18 protein-coding genes and 1 pseudogene are annotated in these 16940 nt (G+C 64.1%); 9 read left to right on the top strand and 10 right to left on the bottom strand.

Annotated elements, in window-relative coordinates:
- Nucleotides 1-101: 101 nt before the first annotated feature.
- From ABIB90_RS13750 to ABIB90_RS13740, 3 genes and pseudogenes are all read right to left on the bottom strand, one after another.
- Entirely contained in the window at nt 102-1097 is a 996-nt protein-coding gene (locus ABIB90_RS13750) for a dienelactone hydrolase family protein (RefSeq protein ID WP_354200894.1), read from the bottom strand.
- A gap of 79 nt (nt 1098-1176) precedes the next feature.
- The gene (locus ABIB90_RS13745; RefSeq protein ID WP_354201006.1) at nt 1177-1770 is read right to left on the bottom strand and encodes a hypothetical protein; all 594 of its coding nucleotides are present in this window, start codon (nt 1768-1770) and stop codon (nt 1177-1179) included.
- 150 nt (nt 1771-1920) lie between these two features.
- Nucleotides 1921-2324, bottom strand: a pseudogene (locus ABIB90_RS13740) (DUF4260 domain-containing protein).
- Nucleotides 2325-2472: 148 nt separating this feature from the next.
- Between ABIB90_RS13740 and ABIB90_RS13735 the strand changes: the two are divergent.
- Entirely contained in the window at nt 2473-4005 is a 1533-nt protein-coding gene (locus tag ABIB90_RS13735) for an acyl-CoA carboxylase subunit beta (RefSeq protein WP_007603066.1), read from the top strand.
- Between the two features lie 122 nt (nt 4006-4127).
- A complete protein-coding gene (locus ABIB90_RS13730) occupies nt 4128-4475 on the top strand; it encodes a hypothetical protein (RefSeq protein WP_354200893.1) in 348 nt (115 codons plus the stop codon).
- Between the two features lie 24 nt (nt 4476-4499).
- Here the strand turns inward: ABIB90_RS13730 and ABIB90_RS13725 are convergent, their stop codons facing one another.
- Nucleotides 4500-4652: a hypothetical protein gene (locus ABIB90_RS13725; protein WP_018456483.1), complete on the bottom strand. Its 153-nt coding sequence runs from the start codon at nt 4650-4652 to the stop codon at nt 4500-4502.
- Nucleotides 4653-4742: 90 nt separating this feature from the next.
- The gene (locus tag ABIB90_RS13720; RefSeq protein ID WP_354200892.1) at nt 4743-5390 is read right to left on the bottom strand and encodes a glutathione S-transferase family protein; all 648 of its coding nucleotides are present in this window, start codon (nt 5388-5390) and stop codon (nt 4743-4745) included.
- 130 nt (nt 5391-5520) lie between these two features.
- Between ABIB90_RS13720 and ABIB90_RS13715 the strand changes: the two genes are divergently transcribed.
- Both ABIB90_RS13715 and ABIB90_RS13710 read left to right on the top strand, forming a co-directional pair.
- The gene (locus ABIB90_RS13715; protein WP_354200891.1) at nt 5521-5835 is read left to right on the top strand and encodes a hypothetical protein; all 315 of its coding nucleotides are present in this window, start codon (nt 5521-5523) and stop codon (nt 5833-5835) included.
- A gap of 136 nt (nt 5836-5971) precedes the next feature.
- Nucleotides 5972-6250, top strand: coding sequence for a twin-arginine translocation signal domain-containing protein (locus ABIB90_RS13710; RefSeq protein ID WP_354200890.1), 279 nt, complete (start codon nt 5972-5974; stop codon nt 6248-6250).
- A 147-nt stretch (nt 6251-6397) separates the two neighbouring features.
- Here the strand turns inward: ABIB90_RS13710 and ABIB90_RS13705 are convergent, their stop codons facing one another.
- The 3 genes from ABIB90_RS13705 to ABIB90_RS13695 form a co-directional block, all read right to left on the bottom strand.
- Complete coding sequence (locus ABIB90_RS13705) at nt 6398-6649, bottom strand: GCG_CRPN prefix-to-repeats domain-containing protein (RefSeq protein ID WP_007603074.1); 252 nt, start codon at nt 6647-6649, stop codon at nt 6398-6400.
- Nucleotides 6650-6851: 202 nt separating this feature from the next.
- Nucleotides 6852-7862 carry an alpha/beta fold hydrolase gene (locus tag ABIB90_RS13700; RefSeq protein WP_354200889.1) on the bottom strand — a complete coding sequence of 337 codons (1011 nt, stop codon included), beginning with the start codon at nt 7860-7862 and terminating at the stop codon, nt 6852-6854.
- A gap of 101 nt (nt 7863-7963) precedes the next feature.
- Entirely contained in the window at nt 7964-8662 is a 699-nt protein-coding gene (locus ABIB90_RS13695; RefSeq protein WP_035994716.1) for a winged helix-turn-helix domain-containing protein, read from the bottom strand.
- 194 nt (nt 8663-8856) lie between these two features.
- Here ABIB90_RS13695 and ABIB90_RS13690 point away from each other — a divergent pair, with 194 nt between their 5' ends.
- Genes ABIB90_RS13690 through ABIB90_RS13680 form a run of 3 tightly spaced genes read left to right on the top strand, consistent with a single transcriptional unit; the run spans nt 8857 to nt 10414 of the window.
- The gene (locus ABIB90_RS13690; RefSeq protein ID WP_007603076.1) at nt 8857-9165 is read left to right on the top strand and encodes an NIPSNAP family protein; all 309 of its coding nucleotides are present in this window, start codon (nt 8857-8859) and stop codon (nt 9163-9165) included.
- Between the two features lie 37 nt (nt 9166-9202).
- Nucleotides 9203-9553, top strand: a complete 351-nt coding sequence (locus tag ABIB90_RS13685) for an antibiotic biosynthesis monooxygenase family protein (RefSeq protein WP_354200888.1) — start codon at nt 9203-9205, stop codon at nt 9551-9553.
- Between the two features lie 51 nt (nt 9554-9604).
- A complete protein-coding gene (locus ABIB90_RS13680) occupies nt 9605-10414 on the top strand; it encodes an isocitrate lyase/PEP mutase family protein (protein ID WP_354200887.1) in 810 nt (269 codons plus the stop codon).
- 59 nt (nt 10415-10473) lie between these two features.
- Here the strand turns inward: ABIB90_RS13680 and ABIB90_RS13675 are convergent, their stop codons facing one another.
- Nucleotides 10474-10866: a hypothetical protein gene (locus tag ABIB90_RS13675; protein WP_354200886.1), complete on the bottom strand. Its 393-nt coding sequence runs from the start codon at nt 10864-10866 to the stop codon at nt 10474-10476.
- Between the two features lie 164 nt (nt 10867-11030).
- Here ABIB90_RS13675 and ABIB90_RS13670 point away from each other — a divergent pair, with 164 nt between their 5' ends.
- Nucleotides 11031-11675, top strand: a complete 645-nt coding sequence (locus ABIB90_RS13670; protein WP_354200885.1) for a trimeric intracellular cation channel family protein — start codon at nt 11031-11033, stop codon at nt 11673-11675.
- 182 nt (nt 11676-11857) lie between these two features.
- Here the strand turns inward: ABIB90_RS13670 and ABIB90_RS13665 are convergent, their stop codons facing one another.
- Nucleotides 11858-13084, bottom strand: a complete 1227-nt coding sequence (locus ABIB90_RS13665; protein WP_354200883.1) for a c-type cytochrome — start codon at nt 13082-13084, stop codon at nt 11858-11860.
- A 280-nt stretch (nt 13085-13364) separates the two neighbouring features.
- On the opposite strand from ABIB90_RS13665, the gene ABIB90_RS13660 reads away from it, so the two are divergent.
- On the top strand, nt 13365-16856 hold the full coding sequence (locus tag ABIB90_RS13660; protein ID WP_354200882.1) for an indolepyruvate ferredoxin oxidoreductase family protein: 3492 nt from the start codon (nt 13365-13367) through the stop codon (nt 16854-16856).
- Nucleotides 16857-16940 lie beyond the last annotated feature (84 nt).

Raw genomic sequence — 16940 nt, 5'->3', positions numbered from 1 at the left:
TCATTGCGAGGAGCGAAGCGACGAAGCAATCCAGACTGCCGCTGCGGAAAGATTCTGGATTGCTTCGCTGCGCTCGCAATGACGGAGTATGTCGCGCTGGCCTAACCCAGCTTGAACAGCGCCTGCAAAAACTCCACCACGGCCTTGCGCGACTCGGCGGCAGTCGCGGGATTGCCGCCGACATGCGGATTGAGCTCGACGCAGGAATCCTTGTACGTGAATGGCGCTTTCGTATCGGCGTTCATCAGCACGCCGCCATCGCCTTCCTTGATCTGGCAGTTGCGTACCGTCTGCGCGCCCGTGGACACGGCAACCGTATTGACGCCGAGCAGCCCACTGTCAAAACCATGCGCGCTGTCGGGGTATTCGGTCAGCACCACGTCGCGGCCGGCCGTCTTGAGCCGCTCAACGAAAGCCTTGCAGCTCTTGACGGGATTGTAGTCGTCGGGCGTGCCGTGAAAGATGCGGATCGGGCGCACGGCGACGTCCGTGTCGTTCTGATAGGTCGTCGAGCAGTCGGGGTAGAACGGAATGTAGGCGGCGAACTGGATGCCGGACTTGTTCCAGAGCTTGTGGAAGCGCTCGAGGCTCGCATAGAGCGTCGCCTGTCCGCCGCGTGAAAAGCCCATCAGCACGATGCGATCAGGATCGACGCGGGGATGTTTTGCGAGGATCTCCAGCGAGCGGTAGATGTCGATGACGAGGTTGAGCCGGCCGAGCAGAGCCTGGTTCGGCCCCACCACCGTCAGCCCGCGGCCGCTAAAGCCGTCGATCACGAAGGTCGAGATGCCCATGGCGTTGAACGCGTGCACCCAGGCTTCGGTGGTGGTGCCGACGCCGCTCGAGCCGTGCATCAGCACCACGACGGGGAGTTTTCCGCTGCCTTGCGCCACGCGGAGTTCGCCTGCGACCGTCACCGGCTTGCCGGCCGCGGCGTCGCCGCTCAGGAATTGCTGGTCGGAGAGGGTGAGCGAGGGGATCGGGTAGATCTCGGCGCGGGTGGCGACTTCCCTGGGAAGCGATTGCGCGTTGGCGCAAATGCCGACGAACAGCGTTGAAATGCAGAGCGCCATGGCGACGCGGAATGCCGTCGGCATCGGATCCTCCCCCGTGATTTTCAGTGAGTAGAACAACAGGCCTGCGCGCTGTCAAATTGACGCAAGCCGGCGGTTCGCTTCAGGCGGGATCGACCTTCTTCACCGTCAGCGCCTGGTCGATCGCAAAACCGCCAATCTCGCTCATCGCCTGCGAGATGACGTCGCCCTTGCGGGCAAAGCCGGCGGAGAGGAAATCGAACTGGGTGCGCGCCAGCCGCAGCACCTCGATCGGCACGGAGATTGCGGTTTCGTTGAAGCTGTCGACCGAGGCGTGCAGCGTTTCCAGCTCGCTTGTGAGCTGGCCGATATGGCTCTCGGCGTGCTGCATCAGGCCGAGCAGCTTGCCGCGCTCGGCATCGAATGCCGCGCGCTCGGCCGCGGCGGCCGCGGTGATTTCGGCAAGCTGGCTGCGCAGCCCGTCGATTTGCTTGACCATGGCGTCCGACGCCATCTCACCGGCCTCGCGCAACTCGCTGTTGCGCGTGTTCTCTTCGTGCTCCCGGTGATAGAGGCGTTCCGCCGACATCGCCCGCTGCGTCAGCGACTCGATCAGCGCGGCCGCACGCAGCAGCATTTCGCCGTTCCGCCCCGACACCATGCTGGCCATGCGCCGCAGGAAGTCGGTGGTTTCGGACGATGGGTTCGGCGGCAGGGGAACGACCGTCGCGGACATGGGGTGATGCTTGCAGCCGGAAATGATGACCGCCGCCGTACCGACTGAGCTCACGCAACATTCGGCGCCTGATCGTAAACGTGAGCAAGCCTGAATCGGCAGGTCCGGTCAACCGGAGCGGGCCGCCAAATTTACGGGCAGCGCGTGGGGTCAGGTATCCTTCTGCCGGCCGATCCGGCCGAGATGGTGAAGCCGAACCCGGCCGAATATTTCAGGCCATAGCCCAGTGCCCGGTCGAGGCCGATATGGGCGAGCCAGATCAAGGCGATGGACAGGGTGAGCGGTGAGGCGAGGCCGAAACCTAACGTCAGCAGCGCGACCGGCGCCATGTAGCTGTGGGCGGCGTTGTAGACCATCGCGCCGAGTTTGGCGTCCGACAGGTATGCCAGGAAGCTGAGATCGGGGACGAAGAACAGCAGTGCGAACACCAGCCATGAGCCGTCCCAGGCCCAGTAGAGCATCACCATCCCCACAAACAGGGTCAGGCCCTCCAGCCGCAGCAGGATGTTGACGCCGCCCGTCGCAGCGCCAGTCTCGGCCGTTCCTTCGGTCATGCTCGTCTCCCCGGCAAAACTCTGAAATTCCTTGCGCTTTCCCGCTGCGGCAAGGCAGCCCTGCGGCGCGGAAAGCCGCTTCCCGGCCCGCAAAATGCCGTGTTAGAACCCCGGCAATCGCATTTAGGCTAAGAACTGGCGGGAGCAAATGAAGAATATCCTGGACGCCCTTGAAGACCGTCGCGCCGGCGCAAAGCTCGGCGGCGGGGAGAAGCGCATCGAGGCGCAGCACGCCCGCGGCAAGCTGACCGCACGTGAGCGCATCGAGCTCTTGCTCGACAAGGGATCGTTCGAGGAATTCGACATGTTCGTCGAGCACCGCTCCACCGAATTCGGCATGGAGAAGAACAAGGTGCCCGGCGACGGCGTCGTCACCGGCTGGGGCACCGTCAACGGCCGCAAGACGTTTGTCTTCGCCAAGGACTTTACCGTGTTCGGCGGCTCGCTGTCGGAAACGCACGCGCTGAAGATCACAAAGCTCCAGGACATGGCGATGAAGGCGCGGGCGCCAATCATCGGCCTCTATGACGCGGGCGGTGCCCGCATCCAGGAGGGCGTCGCAGCGCTCGCCGGCTATTCCTACGTGTTCCGCCGCAACGTGCTTGCCTCCGGCGTGATCCCGCAGATCTCCGTCATCATGGGCCCCTGCGCCGGCGGCGATGTCTATTCGCCGGCGATGACCGACTTCATCTTCATGGTGAAGAACACCAGCTACATGTTCGTCACCGGCCCCGACGTCGTGAAGACCGTGACCAACGAGGTCGTCACGGCCGAAGAACTCGGCGGCGCCTCGGTGCATGCCACGCGCTCCTCGATCGCCGATGGCGCCTTCGAGAACGACGTCGAGACGCTGTTGCAGATGCGGCGCCTGATCGACTTCCTGCCGTCCAACAACACCGACGGCGTGCCGGAATGGCCGAGCTTCGACGACATCGGCCGGGTCGACATGTCGCTCGACACGCTGATCCCCGACAATCCGAACAAGCCCTACGACATGAAGGAGCTGATCCTGAAGGTCGTGGACGAGGGCGACTTCTTCGAGATTGCGGATGCCTTTGCCAAGAACATCGTCACCGGCTTCGGCCGCATCGCCGGCCGCACGGTGGGCTTCGTCGCCAACCAGCCGATGGTGCTGGCCGGCGTGCTCGACAGCGACGCTTCTCGGAAGGCCGCGCGCTTCGTTCGCTTCTGCGATGCCTTCAACATCCCGATCGTCACCTTCGTCGACGTCCCGGGCTTCCTGCCGGGCACCGCGCAGGAATATGGCGGCCTGATCAAGCATGGCGCCAAGCTCTTGTTCGCGTACTCGCAGTGCACCGTGCCGCTGGTCACCATCATCACCCGCAAGGCCTATGGCGGCGCCTTCGACGTCATGGCCTCCAAGGAGATCGGCGCCGACATGAACTATGCCTGGCCGACCGCCCAGATCGCGGTGATGGGCGCCAAGGGCGCGGTCGAGATCATCTTCCGCGCCGACATCGGCGACCCCGACAAGATCGCCGCGCGCACCAAGGAATACGAAGACCGCTTCCTCTCCCCCTTCATCGCCGCCGAGCGCGGCTACATCGACGACGTCATCATGCCGCACTCGACGCGAAAGCGGATCGCGCGGGCGCTGTCGATGCTGAAGGACAAGAAGGTGGAAACGCCGGCGAAGAAGCACGACAATTTGCCGTTGTAGAGCGCACTTGTAGCCCGGATGAGCGTAGCGACATCCGGGTTTTCTATCCAAGTCCCGCATGTCGCTTCGCTCATGCGGGCTACTGATTCTGTTTCTGAGTTGGCATCCTCGATCCAAATCCAATGACCGACAGCGATCCGACCGACGCCATTTCCGACATCGAAGCGCGTATCGAGGCTTTGGCCGAGATTGCCGAGCGCTGCCGGAAGTACATCCTGGCATCCAAGCTCGCGATCGGTGGCGGGGCTGCGCTGTTGCTGATCACGATCCTCGGCTTGTTCGGGATGGGTCAGACCGCCGCGCTCGGATCGATCGCTCTGGTGCTTGGCGGGATCGTCTCGCTTGGCTCGAATATCAGCACGTTGCGGCAGACGGAGAGCGCGATCGGTGATGCGGAGGCGCTTCGGTCTCAACTGATCAGCCGCATCGACCTTCGCGTGGTCGCAGATGCGCCGATGAAGCTGGTGTGACGCGGCACTTATCGGGCACCAACGTCACGCCGCCGCTCTGCGCGACAGCACCTGCAGCTCCTCTCGGCATTCGGCTGCGAACGCCTGAAGCTGTTCCGCGGTTTGCCGGTCGAGAATCGCCTTTGCCAGCCGTTCGGCGCGGGCAAGCTGGTCTCTGAGATATGCGATGCGGGCCATGTGTCACCTTCCGCAGGGTTGATTTGGTGGCTGTGAGCGTATGGCTACTGCCGGATTAATTATGTGAGGCGTGTCACATTCTACGCCGGGTCAGCGCGCCGCATCCGCCGCAGCGAAATGCGCCATTTGGTCCGCGTGAGCCTTGGCGAACGCCGGGCGGGCCGTAGCGCGCGCGACATAGGCGCGGCAGGCGGGACCGTCCGCGAGCCCATCGAACTGATCGACGACGCGCAGCACGTCGGACATCAGGATGTCGGCGACGGAGAACGTGCCTGCCAGCCATTCGCGGTTGGCCAGCACCGCCTCCATGTGCTTGAGGCGGAGTTTGAGGAAGTCGTCCACGAATTTCCACGCCGCCGTATCGGTCGGATGTCCCATGAACTTCGACATCCCCCAGGGCAGGCTTGCCATCTCCACCGAATTGAGTGCGGCGAACAGCCATTTCGTCGTCTCGGCGCGGCCGCGCGGGTCTTTGGGCATCAGCTTCTCGCTGCGGTCGCCAAGATGCAACAGAATCGCGCCGGTCTCGAAGATGGAGATGTCGCCGTCGGTCAGCCATGGCACCTGGCCGAACGGCTGGTGCGCGAGATGCGCAGCGCCGCGGTCGTCGAACGGCACGCTGGCGACGCGATAGGGCAGGGCGGCTTCTTCCAGGGCCCAGCGCACGCGAAGATCGCGCACCCAGCCTCGCGGTGGTTCGGGAACCCAATTGAAAGTGGTCAGGGTGAGGTCGGCCATTTGCTGTCTCCGTGTCCTGGTTCGAAGCAAAGGACGAGCGAAGGGCGCACATTCCGACACCGGTGCCACTCTTTTTTGTCGTCCGCGACGTCACCGGCTAGTCTCACCCCAAACAACAGAAGCAAATCCGATGCCGTCAGCCTTCTTCGTCGTCCGCGCCATCGTCGCCGATGCCGGCAGGCGCGCCGCGTTCGACAGATGGTACCAGACGGAACATCTGCCCGACGCGGTGAAGGCGTTCGGTGTGGCTAAGGCCTGGCGGTTCTGGAGCCTCGACGATCCGTCACTGCATCAGGGGATGTTTCAGTTCGAGAGCGAGGCTGCGCTGCACGCCATGTTGAAGGGCGATGCGCTGACGCAGCTGGTGGCCGATTTCAACCGCGATTGGCCCGACGTGACGCGCACGCGCGAGTTGCTGGTGCTGGCGCAGGAGTTTGGGAAATAGAGCACCGGGCTACGGCGCTGCGAATTCTCCTGTCACCTGCGCAACGAAGCTGAACGCGCGATTCAGCTTCGGTTCATGTCGTCGCCGCGACACTTCCTCTGCATCACTGGCACGACCATCCAAGAGGAAAGAAGTCATGGAGCGCCGGAATTTTTTGAAATTTGCAATCGGTGTCGCGGCCGGAGCTGCCGCGTTCACCACTGCCGCACAGGCCGCGCCGCTGGCGCCGCAGCCGCTCGGTGATGGCAGGATGCCGCAAGGTAATCCCGACGCTCGTCCCGCAGTCACCAGCAGCGAAGAGGCCGCGCAGTTGAAGCCGGAGCAGGTGCACTGGCACGGCCATCACCGTCATTGGGGTTGGCGCCGCCGTCACTGGGGCTGGCATCGCCGGCGCTGGCACCGCCGCCATTGGTAAGCTTCGCGCTAAGCGAGGCTCGAACGGGGACCGCGATCACGGTCCCCGTTCTGATTCGAAACATCCCGGTGCGACGTCAGGCGCTCAAAAAGAAAATGGCCGCGCAGGCTTTCGCCGCGCGGCCATTTCGCTATGCGAAGAACGAGATCAGAACGGGCGGCAGCGGCCGGCGTACCAGCGGAAGCCGTAGGGGCACACGCGCGCGCGCGGTACGACCACGACAGGGGCTGGCGCAACCACGATCGGACCTGGGCGGACAACGACCGGACCGCGCATCGGGCGGCAGCCGCCATAGGCGCCGCGATACCAGCCGGGGCCGCAACCGCCGGCGGCGCTGGCCGCCTCGCTGAAACCAACGACCGCGCTGGCGAGCATCACGGCGGCAAACAGGTATTTCATTTGATCTTCCTTCTCGTCCTTGGGTGCAGGTTTTGGGGGCAGGTAGGAGGGCTTGGCACTTTCGGCGCACCATGAATCAAAAGACACGATTCGACACGTTAAAATCACAACATGCCGACACGACGCGAGCCAAATCTGCCAATCATGACCTGAATGCGGCATGAACATTCCCCGCACGCGGCTCCGGACGACAGCAATGTCGCTAGCGGCCGAGAAAGCCCAGGACCAGCTCCTTGTACTTCTCCGGTGATTCCAGGAAGACGAGATGGCCGGTGTCCGGGATCACCTCGGCTCGCGCATTGGGCATCTTCGCGGCGAGTGCCTTCGCGAGCTCGGCGTTCTCTCCCATTTTCGCGCGCAGCGCCTCCGGCGCGCTCAGTCGGCCCGGTGCGTTGTGGTCGTCGGCGCCCATGATGAACAGCGTCGGCTCGGTGATCAGTGCGATCTCGTGCGCCACCGGCTCGCGATAGATCATCTGGCCGGAACTGACGAAGGCGCGCAACCAGCGCGGATACTCCGGGCTGCCCTTGATGTTGAAGCGGGCGTCGATGAACGGCGTGATTGCGTCCGGCGGCAGCTTGATCGCATAATTGGTCTGGAGCTGCTTGCGATAGCCATCGGCCGTGAGCTTGTCCTCGGCCTCGATGATCTTCTCGGTCGGCGTCGGCGGCACATAGAGGCGGTAGTCTTCAAGCCCGATCGGCGCCGTCAGAACAAGGTGAGCGACGCGGTCGGGATAGGCGCGCGCGATGCGGACGCCCAGCATGCCGCCGAGCGAATGGGCGACGATCTCGGCCTTGTCGATCTTGAGGTGATCGAGCAGCGCGATGGTGTTGCGCGCCAGATTGTCGAAATGCAGCTCGCCCGTCGGCTTGGAGGATTTGCCGAAGCCGATTTGGTCCGGCACCACGACGCGGTAACCGGCCTCGCTCAGCATCTTGATAACAGGCGCCCAGTAGCTCGACGGGAAGTTGCGCCCGTGCAGCAGCACGACGGTGCGGCCGTTCGGCTGCGCCGGCGGCACGTCCATATAAGCCATGCTGAGCTGCTCGCCGTCATTGACAAGAGGCAGCAGGTGCACGGGATAGGGATAGGCAAAGCCTTCGAGCGCGATGCCGTAAGGCTCGCGCGGGGCGGTGTCGGCGGCGCGGGTGGAGGTGAGCGGAGAGGCGATGAGGGCGGCGACGAGCGCGGCCCAAGCGAAGCGGTTCATGGAGTCTCTGAGGGTCATGGAACGATGGTTCGCATAATGACGTGGACGGCCGCGGGTCAAGCCCGGCCGCGGCGAGAGACGTCGTTCACACGGAGTTGTGTCTAGTCCCGCCCGTCACCGAACAACGCGGCAAACTGCTTCTCGCCGGTTCGGGTGAAATTCACCACGCGGCTGCCGGGCGTAGCGTCGCGCGCGGCCCATTTCAGCTCGGCAAAACGCTGCATCATGGCGGCGCCCAGCGTGCCGGCGAGATGGTGGCGCCGCTCGCTCCAGTCGAGACAGGCCTTGCACACGGGGCGGCGGGGATGGGTGAGCATGTCGGGCGAGATCTGCAGATGCTTCGCCAGGAAGCGCTCGCCATCCGCCGTCAGCTCGATCTCCTGCTTCCTCTGCTTGACCAGGTTTTTCGCGCGCAGGGTGTCGAGCATTTGCACGCCGAGATCGCCGGCGAGATGGTCGTAGCAGATCCGCGCTCGCCGCAACGCCGGATCCTTCGGCCCGGTGCGCACGCGCATATGGCCGGTCCGTGCGGCAAGGCCCGCAAGGCCCTCCAGCACGCCGGCGACGTCGTCGTCGGTGAGGCGATAGTAGCGGTGGCGGCCTTGCTTCTCCGGCTCGATCAGGCCGCCGGCCTCGAGCTTGGAAAGATGCGAACTCGCGGTCTGCGGCGTGATGCCGGCCTCCTGCGCCAGCTCGCTCGCCGTGAGCGCGCGGCCGTTCATCAGCGCCGTGAGCATGTTGGCGCGTGCGGGATCGCCGACGAGCGAGGCGATCATGGCGATGTCTGGACCTGATTTCATGCTTCGATGGTAGCCGAAGCATCGCGGTCGGGCAAGCGCGTAGCTTGGGGTTGCTCGTCATTGCGAGGAGCCCGTGACAAAATTGCGAAGCAATTTTGCACTGGCGACGAAACAATCCAGGCTGCCTCCGCAGAGGGATTCCTGGATTGCTTCGCTGCGCTCGCAATGACGGTTTGGAACCAGAGGAGCCCATCATGTCCGTCACCGTCTTCATCCGTTACCAGCTCGATCCCTTCAAGCGTGCGCAGTTCGAGGAGTATTCGAAGCGCTGGCTCACCATCATTCCGAAATGCGGCGGCGATCTGATCGGCTATTTCATGCCGCACGAGGGCACCAACAATATCGCGTTTGCACTGATCACCTTCGAGAGTCTCGCTGCGTATGAGGCTTATCGCGCCCGGCTGCGTCAGGATACGGAAGGCATGGCGAACTTCCACTTCGCCGAGGAGCACAAATTCATCCTCGCGGAAGAGCGCACGTTTCTGCGCCAAGTGGTCTTGTAAGTGATATTGTAGGCCATCAACGACAGGAGAGACGCCCATGATCGCCGTGATCTTCGAGGTCTGGCCGAAGCCGGAACACCGCCAGGATTATTTCGACCTCGCGGCCGACCTCAAGCCGATCCTGCAAACCGTCGACGGCTTCATCTCGGTCGAGCGTTTCGAGAGCCTGACCGACAAGGGCAAAATCTTGTCGGTGTCGTTCTGGCGGGACGAGGCGGCCGTGCAAGCCTGGCGCAACACGATGGAGCACCGCCGCACCCAGGCCAAGGGCCGCGCGAAAATCTTCGCCGATTATCATTTGCGTATCGCCAGCGTCATCCGCGACTACAGCATGAATGATCGCGAGCAGGCGCCGAAGGATAGCCGCGCGGTGCACGATGCGCACTAGCGCGCGCCGCGGCACGTCCCCATCTCTGCGCGGCCAACAAGGGAGAGAAACATGCACGTGACAACTGCTGACAAGCGCGCGACCTTCAGGAAGATGCACGAGAGCGGCTGCTTCATCCTGCCCAATCCGGTCGACGTCGGCAGCGCGAAAGCGTTGCAGCACCTCGGTTTCAAGGCACTCGCGTCGTCGAGTGCGGGCTTTGCCTGGACCATCGGCAAGGCCGACAACCACGTCTCCGTCGAGGACGTATGTCAGCATCTGGCGGCATTGAGCACGTCCGTCGACATCCCGGTGAACGCGGATTTCGAAGGCGGCTTTGCAGTCGAGCCGGACAATGTCGCGGACAATGTCGAGCGCTGTGTGCGCACCGGCGTTGCCGGCCTGTCGATCGAGGATTCCACCGGCGACAAGGACAAGCCGATCTACGAGCGCGCGCTCGCAGTCGAGCGCATCAAGGCGTCGCGCAAGGCGATCGGCGATAGCGGCGCGCTGCTGGTTGGTCGCTGCGAGGCTTATCTGTGGGGCGTGACCGACCTCAAGCTCGTCATCGACCGGCTCACCGCTTACGCCGATGCCGGCGCCGATTGCCTCTACGCGCCGGGCCTGAAGAGCCGCGAGGACATCGCCGCGGTGGTGAAGGCTGTCGCACCCAAACCATTCAACCTGCTGATCGGCGGCTCTGGGCTGTCATTGCAGGAAGCTGCCGATCTCGGCGTGCGCCGGATCAGCGTCGGCGGTTCGCTCGCTCGCGCCGCCTGGGGCGGCTTCATGCGGGCCGCGAAAGAAATGGCGGAGAAGGGCACCTTCGCGGAGCTCGCGAGCGGCTATCCCGGCGGCGAGCTCAACAAGATGTTCAGCTAAAGACAAACGAAAGCGGCAGGATCTGAAATCCCGCCGCTGTCGCATATTGTTGCAAATCGTTACTTCGCGCCATCAGCCGGTGCCGGCGTATCCGGTGCCGGCCTGCTCGGTGCGGCGCCCGTGGTCACGCCCGGCCCGGTGTTGGTGCGCGGCGTCACGTCGCGCATGCCGGGAGGTGCGGCCGGATTGGTAGCCGGCGCCTGCTGGGCGGTCTGCGTCGCCGGCGTGGTGCTCGCCTGGTTGCTGGTGCCGGTGTTGTTCAGGCCGTAGAACACGGCACCCAGCACCAAGGCGATGGCCACGGCGAACAGGGCTACTTTGCCGCTGGAGGCGGGGCCTTCGCCAAGCTCCGGGTCGACCTGGAGCTGGGCATCCCGTCGCGCCGCATTGCGATACTCATCATCGGCGAGATTCGGGCGGTACGGATCGTTGATAAAACGGTCGTCAGCCATCGATTGGTTCTCCTCGATTATTGCGGCGGGACAACCCGTGGATGCGAGATTCTGTTCCGCCCTCCTTAATGCTTTCGTCGCATGTTGCGCCCGCGGCGGGAATCGGGAACCTGTTCGCTGGGGAACCTGAAGCGTAAGCTCCGCTGACGGAAGGGAACAAAGCGATGTGGAGCTTGCCGCCGAGCGATAGCGTGCTGCATCTGTTGTCGCTGGTCGCGGTCGCGGCGCAAGGCATGACGGCCGCGCTCGCTGCCGGCCGCCGCAGCATGGATTGGCTCGGCGTCTGCTTCCTCGGCTGCATCACGGCGCTCGGCGGCGGCACCTTGCGCGATCTCTTTCTCGGTCATTATCCGCTGGCCTGGGTGCAAAATCCCATCTACCTCGCACTGGCCGGCGGCGCCGCCTTCCTCACCATTCTGATGGCGCGGCTGGTGCACCGGCTGAAACTGGCCTTCATCGTGCTCGATGCCATCGGCCTCGTCGTATTCACCATGACCGGCTGCGACATCGCATGGCAGATGGACGCCACGCTGCCGATCGTCATCGTCTCCGGCATGGTGACCGGTTGCGCCGGCGGCGTCTTGCGGGACGTGCTCTGCAATGACGTGCCGTTGCTGTTCCGCTCCGAGCTCTATGCCAGTGTCTCGGTGGTGACGGGACTGTTCTATGCGACCGCCTTTGGTCTCAAGCTGAACGCCGAGCTCTGGACCATTTTGACGTTCGCCCTCGGCATCAGCTTCCGCCTGCTCGCGGTGCGCTACAAATGGGAGATGCCGAAGTTCGTGTTCACGGAAGAGGAGGAGCGGTAGGTCTTCTTTCTTACCTCGCCCCGCTTGCGGGGAGAGGTCGACGCGCGAAGCGTGGCGGGTGAGGGGGGCTCTCCGCGAGTCCAAGTGTCACGATTGTCGCCGAAGCAGCCCCTCACCCCAACCCTCTCCCCGTAAGAACGGGGCGAGGGAGCGTACCGTCGCGGCCGCGCGAGGTTCGTTCTTTACGGCTCCTGCTTCCGCGCCCTTGCCACCTGCGCCGGCGTCACCAGCGGAGCGGCGTTGCCCCAGGAGTTGCGGATGTAGTTCGTCACCGCCGCGACCTCTTGGTCGGAGAGCTGGTTGGAATAGGCCGGCATCTCGCCGGTGTTGGGCGCGCGCGGCGTCGTGACGGTGTGGGCGCCGTCGAGGATGATCCGCAAGGTCGAGGACGGATTGACCGATTGCAGCAGCGCGTTGGCGGGCAGCGGCGGATAGATGCGCGGTGCGCCGGATCCGTCGGCCTCATGGCAGGCGATGCAGAGCTTGGCGTAGACGGCTTGGCCGGCCTTCATCTCGGCAACGTCAGGCGGCGTCACAATCGTCTCACGCCGCGCCGGCGGCAGGTCCTTGAGGTAAACCGCGATCGCGCGCACGTCGGCATCGCTCATCTTCGAGGTCGAGTTGACGACCACCTCTGCCATCAGCCCGCTGGCATGGCTCCTGGCGTTGCGCCCGCTCTGAAGATATTCCGTGACGTCCTCGACGCTCCACGATTTCAGCCCGGTGCGGGCGGCGCCATCGAGCCGTGGCGCGTACCAGCCGCCGACCTCGTTGCCCGCGAGGGCCTGCGCCTGCTTGTCCGCGCCAAAATAGTTCTTCGGCGTGTGGCAGGCGCCGCAATGGCCGAGCCCGGTGACGAGATAGCCGCCCCGATTCCACACCGCGCTCTGGCTCTGGTCCGGCTCGAACAGCCCGGGCTTGAAATACACCATGTTCCAGATCCGCATCAGGCCGCGATGGCTAAACGGCCAGCGTAGCTCCGGCGGCTTGTTGCGGCTCGTGACGGCCGCGAGCGTTCCGAGATAGGCGCGGATCGCTAGTGTGTCGTCTTTCGTCATCCGCGTGAAATAGGGGTAGGGGAACGCCGGGTAATAGTTCGAGCCGTCGGGCGCGACGCCGGTGCGCACGGCGCGGGTGAAGTCGGCGTCGGTCCAGCCGCCGATGCCGGTGTCGCGGTCCGGCGTCAGGTTCGGCGCGTAGATCGCGCCGAACGGCGTGTCGATGCGCTTTCCGCCCGCGAACGGTTTGGCGGGATCGGCGGTGTGGCAGCCGGCACAGTCGCCGGCCTCCACCAGCGCCTTGCCGGTGGCGATCAGCTCCGGTGAAGGCTCGGCAGCGACGGCCGCGCTCGCAACCGCACTGCACAACGCCAGACCCACGAGAGCCAGGCCAGGCAGAATCGTCCGCATCGAAAGCCTCTCCTGCGCCCCATCGACGCCGTCCCGGATGACCGGGCGTCAATTCGTTGCGCGACGGCGGGGGTATGGTGACACAAAATGAAAATCGCGGATGCCAATGCAGCCACGAAATTGCGATTTTTACCCGGCGCTGCCTTTGGTCCAGAATTGTGATGCGGAGCGTGAAATATCCGACATAGAGTGGCGGAAATGGTCGGCGCGCCCTAGCTAAAAACAACGGGCAGGCAACGGCTTAAGCAGCCAAGCGCTCAAAAGGGCGGAAGAGGACATAATGGGCATCAACCAGGGTCCGATCAGTCTCGATCAGAAATACACCCAGGACACCGGACATATTTTCACGACCGGCATTCAGGCCCTGGTCCGCCTGCCGATGGCCCAGATCCGGCGCGACCGTGCCGCGGGGCTGAACACCGCGGGCTTCATCTCCGGCTATCGCGGCTCGCCGCTCGGCGGCTACGACCAGCAGCTCTTCGCCGCGCGCAAGCATCTCGAGCAGTACAACATCAAGTTCCAGCCCGGCGTGAACGAAGATCTGGCCGCGACCGCGGTCTGGGGCTCGCAGCAGCTCAACCTTTCGCCCGGCGCCAAGTATGACGGCGTGGTCGGCATCTGGTACGGCAAGGGCCCCGGCGTCGATCGCTGCGGCGACGTCTTCCGCCACGGCAATGCCGCGGGCTCGGCCAAGAACGGCGGCGTCTTGTGTCTCGCCGGCGACGACCACGGCGCAAAATCCTCGACGGTCCCGCATCAGTCCGACCACGCCTTCATGTCGGCGCTGATGCCCTATCTCTATCCCTCGAGCGTCCACGAGATGATCGAGATGGGTCTTCTCGGTATCGCGATGTCGCGCTATTCGGGCTGCTGGGTCGGCATGAAGGTGATCACGGAGACGGTGGAGACCACCGCCGAGATCGACCTTACCGACGAGATGACGCCGTTCGTGATCCCGACCGATTTCGAGATGCCCGAAGGCGGCCTCAATCTGCGCTGGCCCGACGACCGCTTCGCCCAGGACCGCCGCTTGCAGGATTACAAGGGCTTTGCCGCGATCGCCTTTGCGCGCGCCAACAAGGTCAATCGTGTCACGATGGATTCGCCGAATGCCCGCTACGGCATCATGGCGTCCGGCAAGAGCTACGAGGATATCCGTCAGGCGCTGCGCGAGCTCGGTATCACGCCCGAGGTCGCCGCCAAGATCGGACTTCGATTGTACAAGATCGGCATGCCCTGGCCTCTGGAGCCGGAAGGCGTCAGGCAATTCGCCGTGGGCCTCGAGGAAATCTTCATCATCGAAGAGCGCCGCGAGATCGTCGAAAATCAAGTGAAGCAGGAGCTGTTCAACTGGCGCGACGATGTCCGTCCCCGGATCATCGGAAAGATGGACGACCACGACAAGCGCTTCCTCCCCTTTGCCGAAGAACTCAGCGTCGCCTCACTGGCCAGCTCGCTCACCGAGCGTCTGCTTCGACTTGATCTCAATCCCGAAATTGCAACGATGCTGCGCGCCAAGGCCGATTGGTTCAACGGCCGCCAGGCGTCGCAAATGCAGGCGATCGCGCCTGTCGCCCGCACCCCGTATTTCTGCTCCGGCTGCCCGCACAACACATCGACCAAGGTACCCGAAGGTAGTCGCGCCTTTGCCGGCATCGGTTGCCACTTCATGGCCCTGTGGATGGATCGCTCGACCGAGACCTTCACACACATGGGCGGCGAGGGTGTGCCGTGGGTCGGCGTTGCCCCCTTCACCAAGGAAGAGCACGTGTTCGCCAATCTCGGCGACGGTACGTATTTCCACTCCGGCAGCCTCGCGATCCGCCAGGCGATCGCCTCCGGCGCCAACATCACCTACAAGATCCTCTATAACGACGCGACCGCGATGACCGGCGGCCAGCATGTCGACGGCGAATTGTCGCCGCAGCAGATCACCTTCCAGCTTCACAGCGAAGGCATCCGCGAGATCTATCTGGTCTCGGAAAACCCCGACGCCTATCCGGCGAACGAGATCGCGCCCGGCGTCAAGACCGCGCATCGTGACGAGCTCGATGCGGTCCAGAAAACCCTGCGCAAGGTCAAGGGCGCGTCTGCCATCGTCTTCGTGCAGACTTGCGCCGCCGAGAAGCGCCGCCGCCGCAAGCGTGGCACGATGGAGGATCCTGCGCGCCGTGTGCTCATCAATCCCGCGGTGTGTGAAGGCTGCGGCGATTGCTCGGTGCAATCGAACTGCATTTCGGTCGAGCCGCTGGAGACCGAGTTCGGCCGCAAGCGCGCGATCAACCAGTCGACCTGCAACAAGGATTATTCCTGCGTCAAAGGCTTTTGCCCGTCCTTCGTCACCGTCGACGGCGGCAAGATGCGCAAGCGCGCGCCGGCGGGCGTCGGCGATATTGGCGCGCTGCCCGAGCCGGCATCGCGCCCGAACCTGGACAAGCCCTACAACATCGCCGTCGGCGGCGTCGGCGGGACCGGCGTGCTGACCATCGGCGCGCTGCTCGGCATGGCCGCCCATATCGAGGGCAAGGCCTCGATGATCCTCGACATGTCGGGTCTTGCGCAAAAGGGTGGGGCGGTGCTGAGCCACGTCCGCCTGTCTGATCATCCGGCCGAGGTGACCTGCTCGCGCATCGTCACCGGCACGGCCGATGTCGTGCTCGCAGCCGACGAGGTGGTCGCGGTTGCCAAGGACACCATCTCGCTCTGCGAGAGCAGCCGCACCCGCGGCATCATCAACAGCCACGTCATTCCCACCGCCGACTTCGTCCTCAACCGCGATTTCAACTTCCAGACCCGCAAGCTGAACGGGTTGCTGGAGACCGCGCTGCACAAGGACTCGGTATTCTTCGACTTCACCAAGCCAGCCGAACAGTTGCTCGGCGACAGCATCGCCACCAACATGATGATGATGGGCTACGCCTATCAGAAGGGCCTCTTGCCGTTGTCGGCGGACTCGATCGAGCAGGCGATCGAGGTCAACGGCGTCTCGATCAAGATGAACAAGGAGGCCTTCCGCCTCGGCCGCCTCGCGGTCGCCGACCCCCAGCGCCTCGCCGATATGCTGAAGGGAACGGACGAGGCCGTTGCGCCCAGGACCCTGGACGCCATGACGCTCGACGAACTCGTCGAGCACCGCGCCAAGCATCTCACCGCCTATCAGAACGGCCGGCTGGCCAAGCGCTACCGCAAGCTGGTGGACCAGGTCAGCGACGCCGCCAGGCAGGGCGGCTATGACGAGGCGCTGACGCGCGCCGTTGCGGTCAACTACGCGAAACTGCTGGCCTACAAGGACGAATACGAGGTTGCGCGCCTCTACACCGATGGCGCGTTCGAAAAGCAGCTCCGCGACCAGTTCGAGGGCGACTTCAAGTTCAACTTCAACCTGGCACCACCTATTCTCAGCAGGGGCGTCGATGCGCTCGGCCGCCCGAAAAAGCGCGCCTTCGGCCCGTGGATGCTTCCGGTGTTTCGTGTGCTGGCAAAATTCAAGTTCCTGCGCGGTACGCCGCTCGACATCTTCGGTCGCAGCGCCGACCGCAAGCTCGAACGCGATCTGATCACCGGCTACGAGAAGGACGTCGCCACCGTGCTCGGCCTGCTGTCGCCGCTCACGATCGACACCGCGGTGGAGCTGCTGTCGTTGCCCGACCGCATCCGCGGCTACGGCCCGGTGAAGGAGAAGGCCGTAGCGGATGCCAAGGCCCGCTACGCCCAGCTCGCCGCCGACCTCGCGAACCCGCCGCCGGCTCCGCGGCAGATCGCGGCGGAGTAGAATTTTCGTGGGTGGACTGGCTAATCCACCCACCAAATTCCTGTTTGAAATCAACCACGGGTCTACTGTGCATGGGGTTGTTTT

It is taken from the genome of Bradyrhizobium sp. JR4.1 (assembly GCF_040548605.1).
GTDB lineage: Bacteria > Pseudomonadota > Alphaproteobacteria > Rhizobiales > Xanthobacteraceae > Bradyrhizobium > Bradyrhizobium canariense.
Note: the sequence above shows the minus strand (reverse complement) of the source record. Positions and strands in the feature narration are given on the sequence as shown.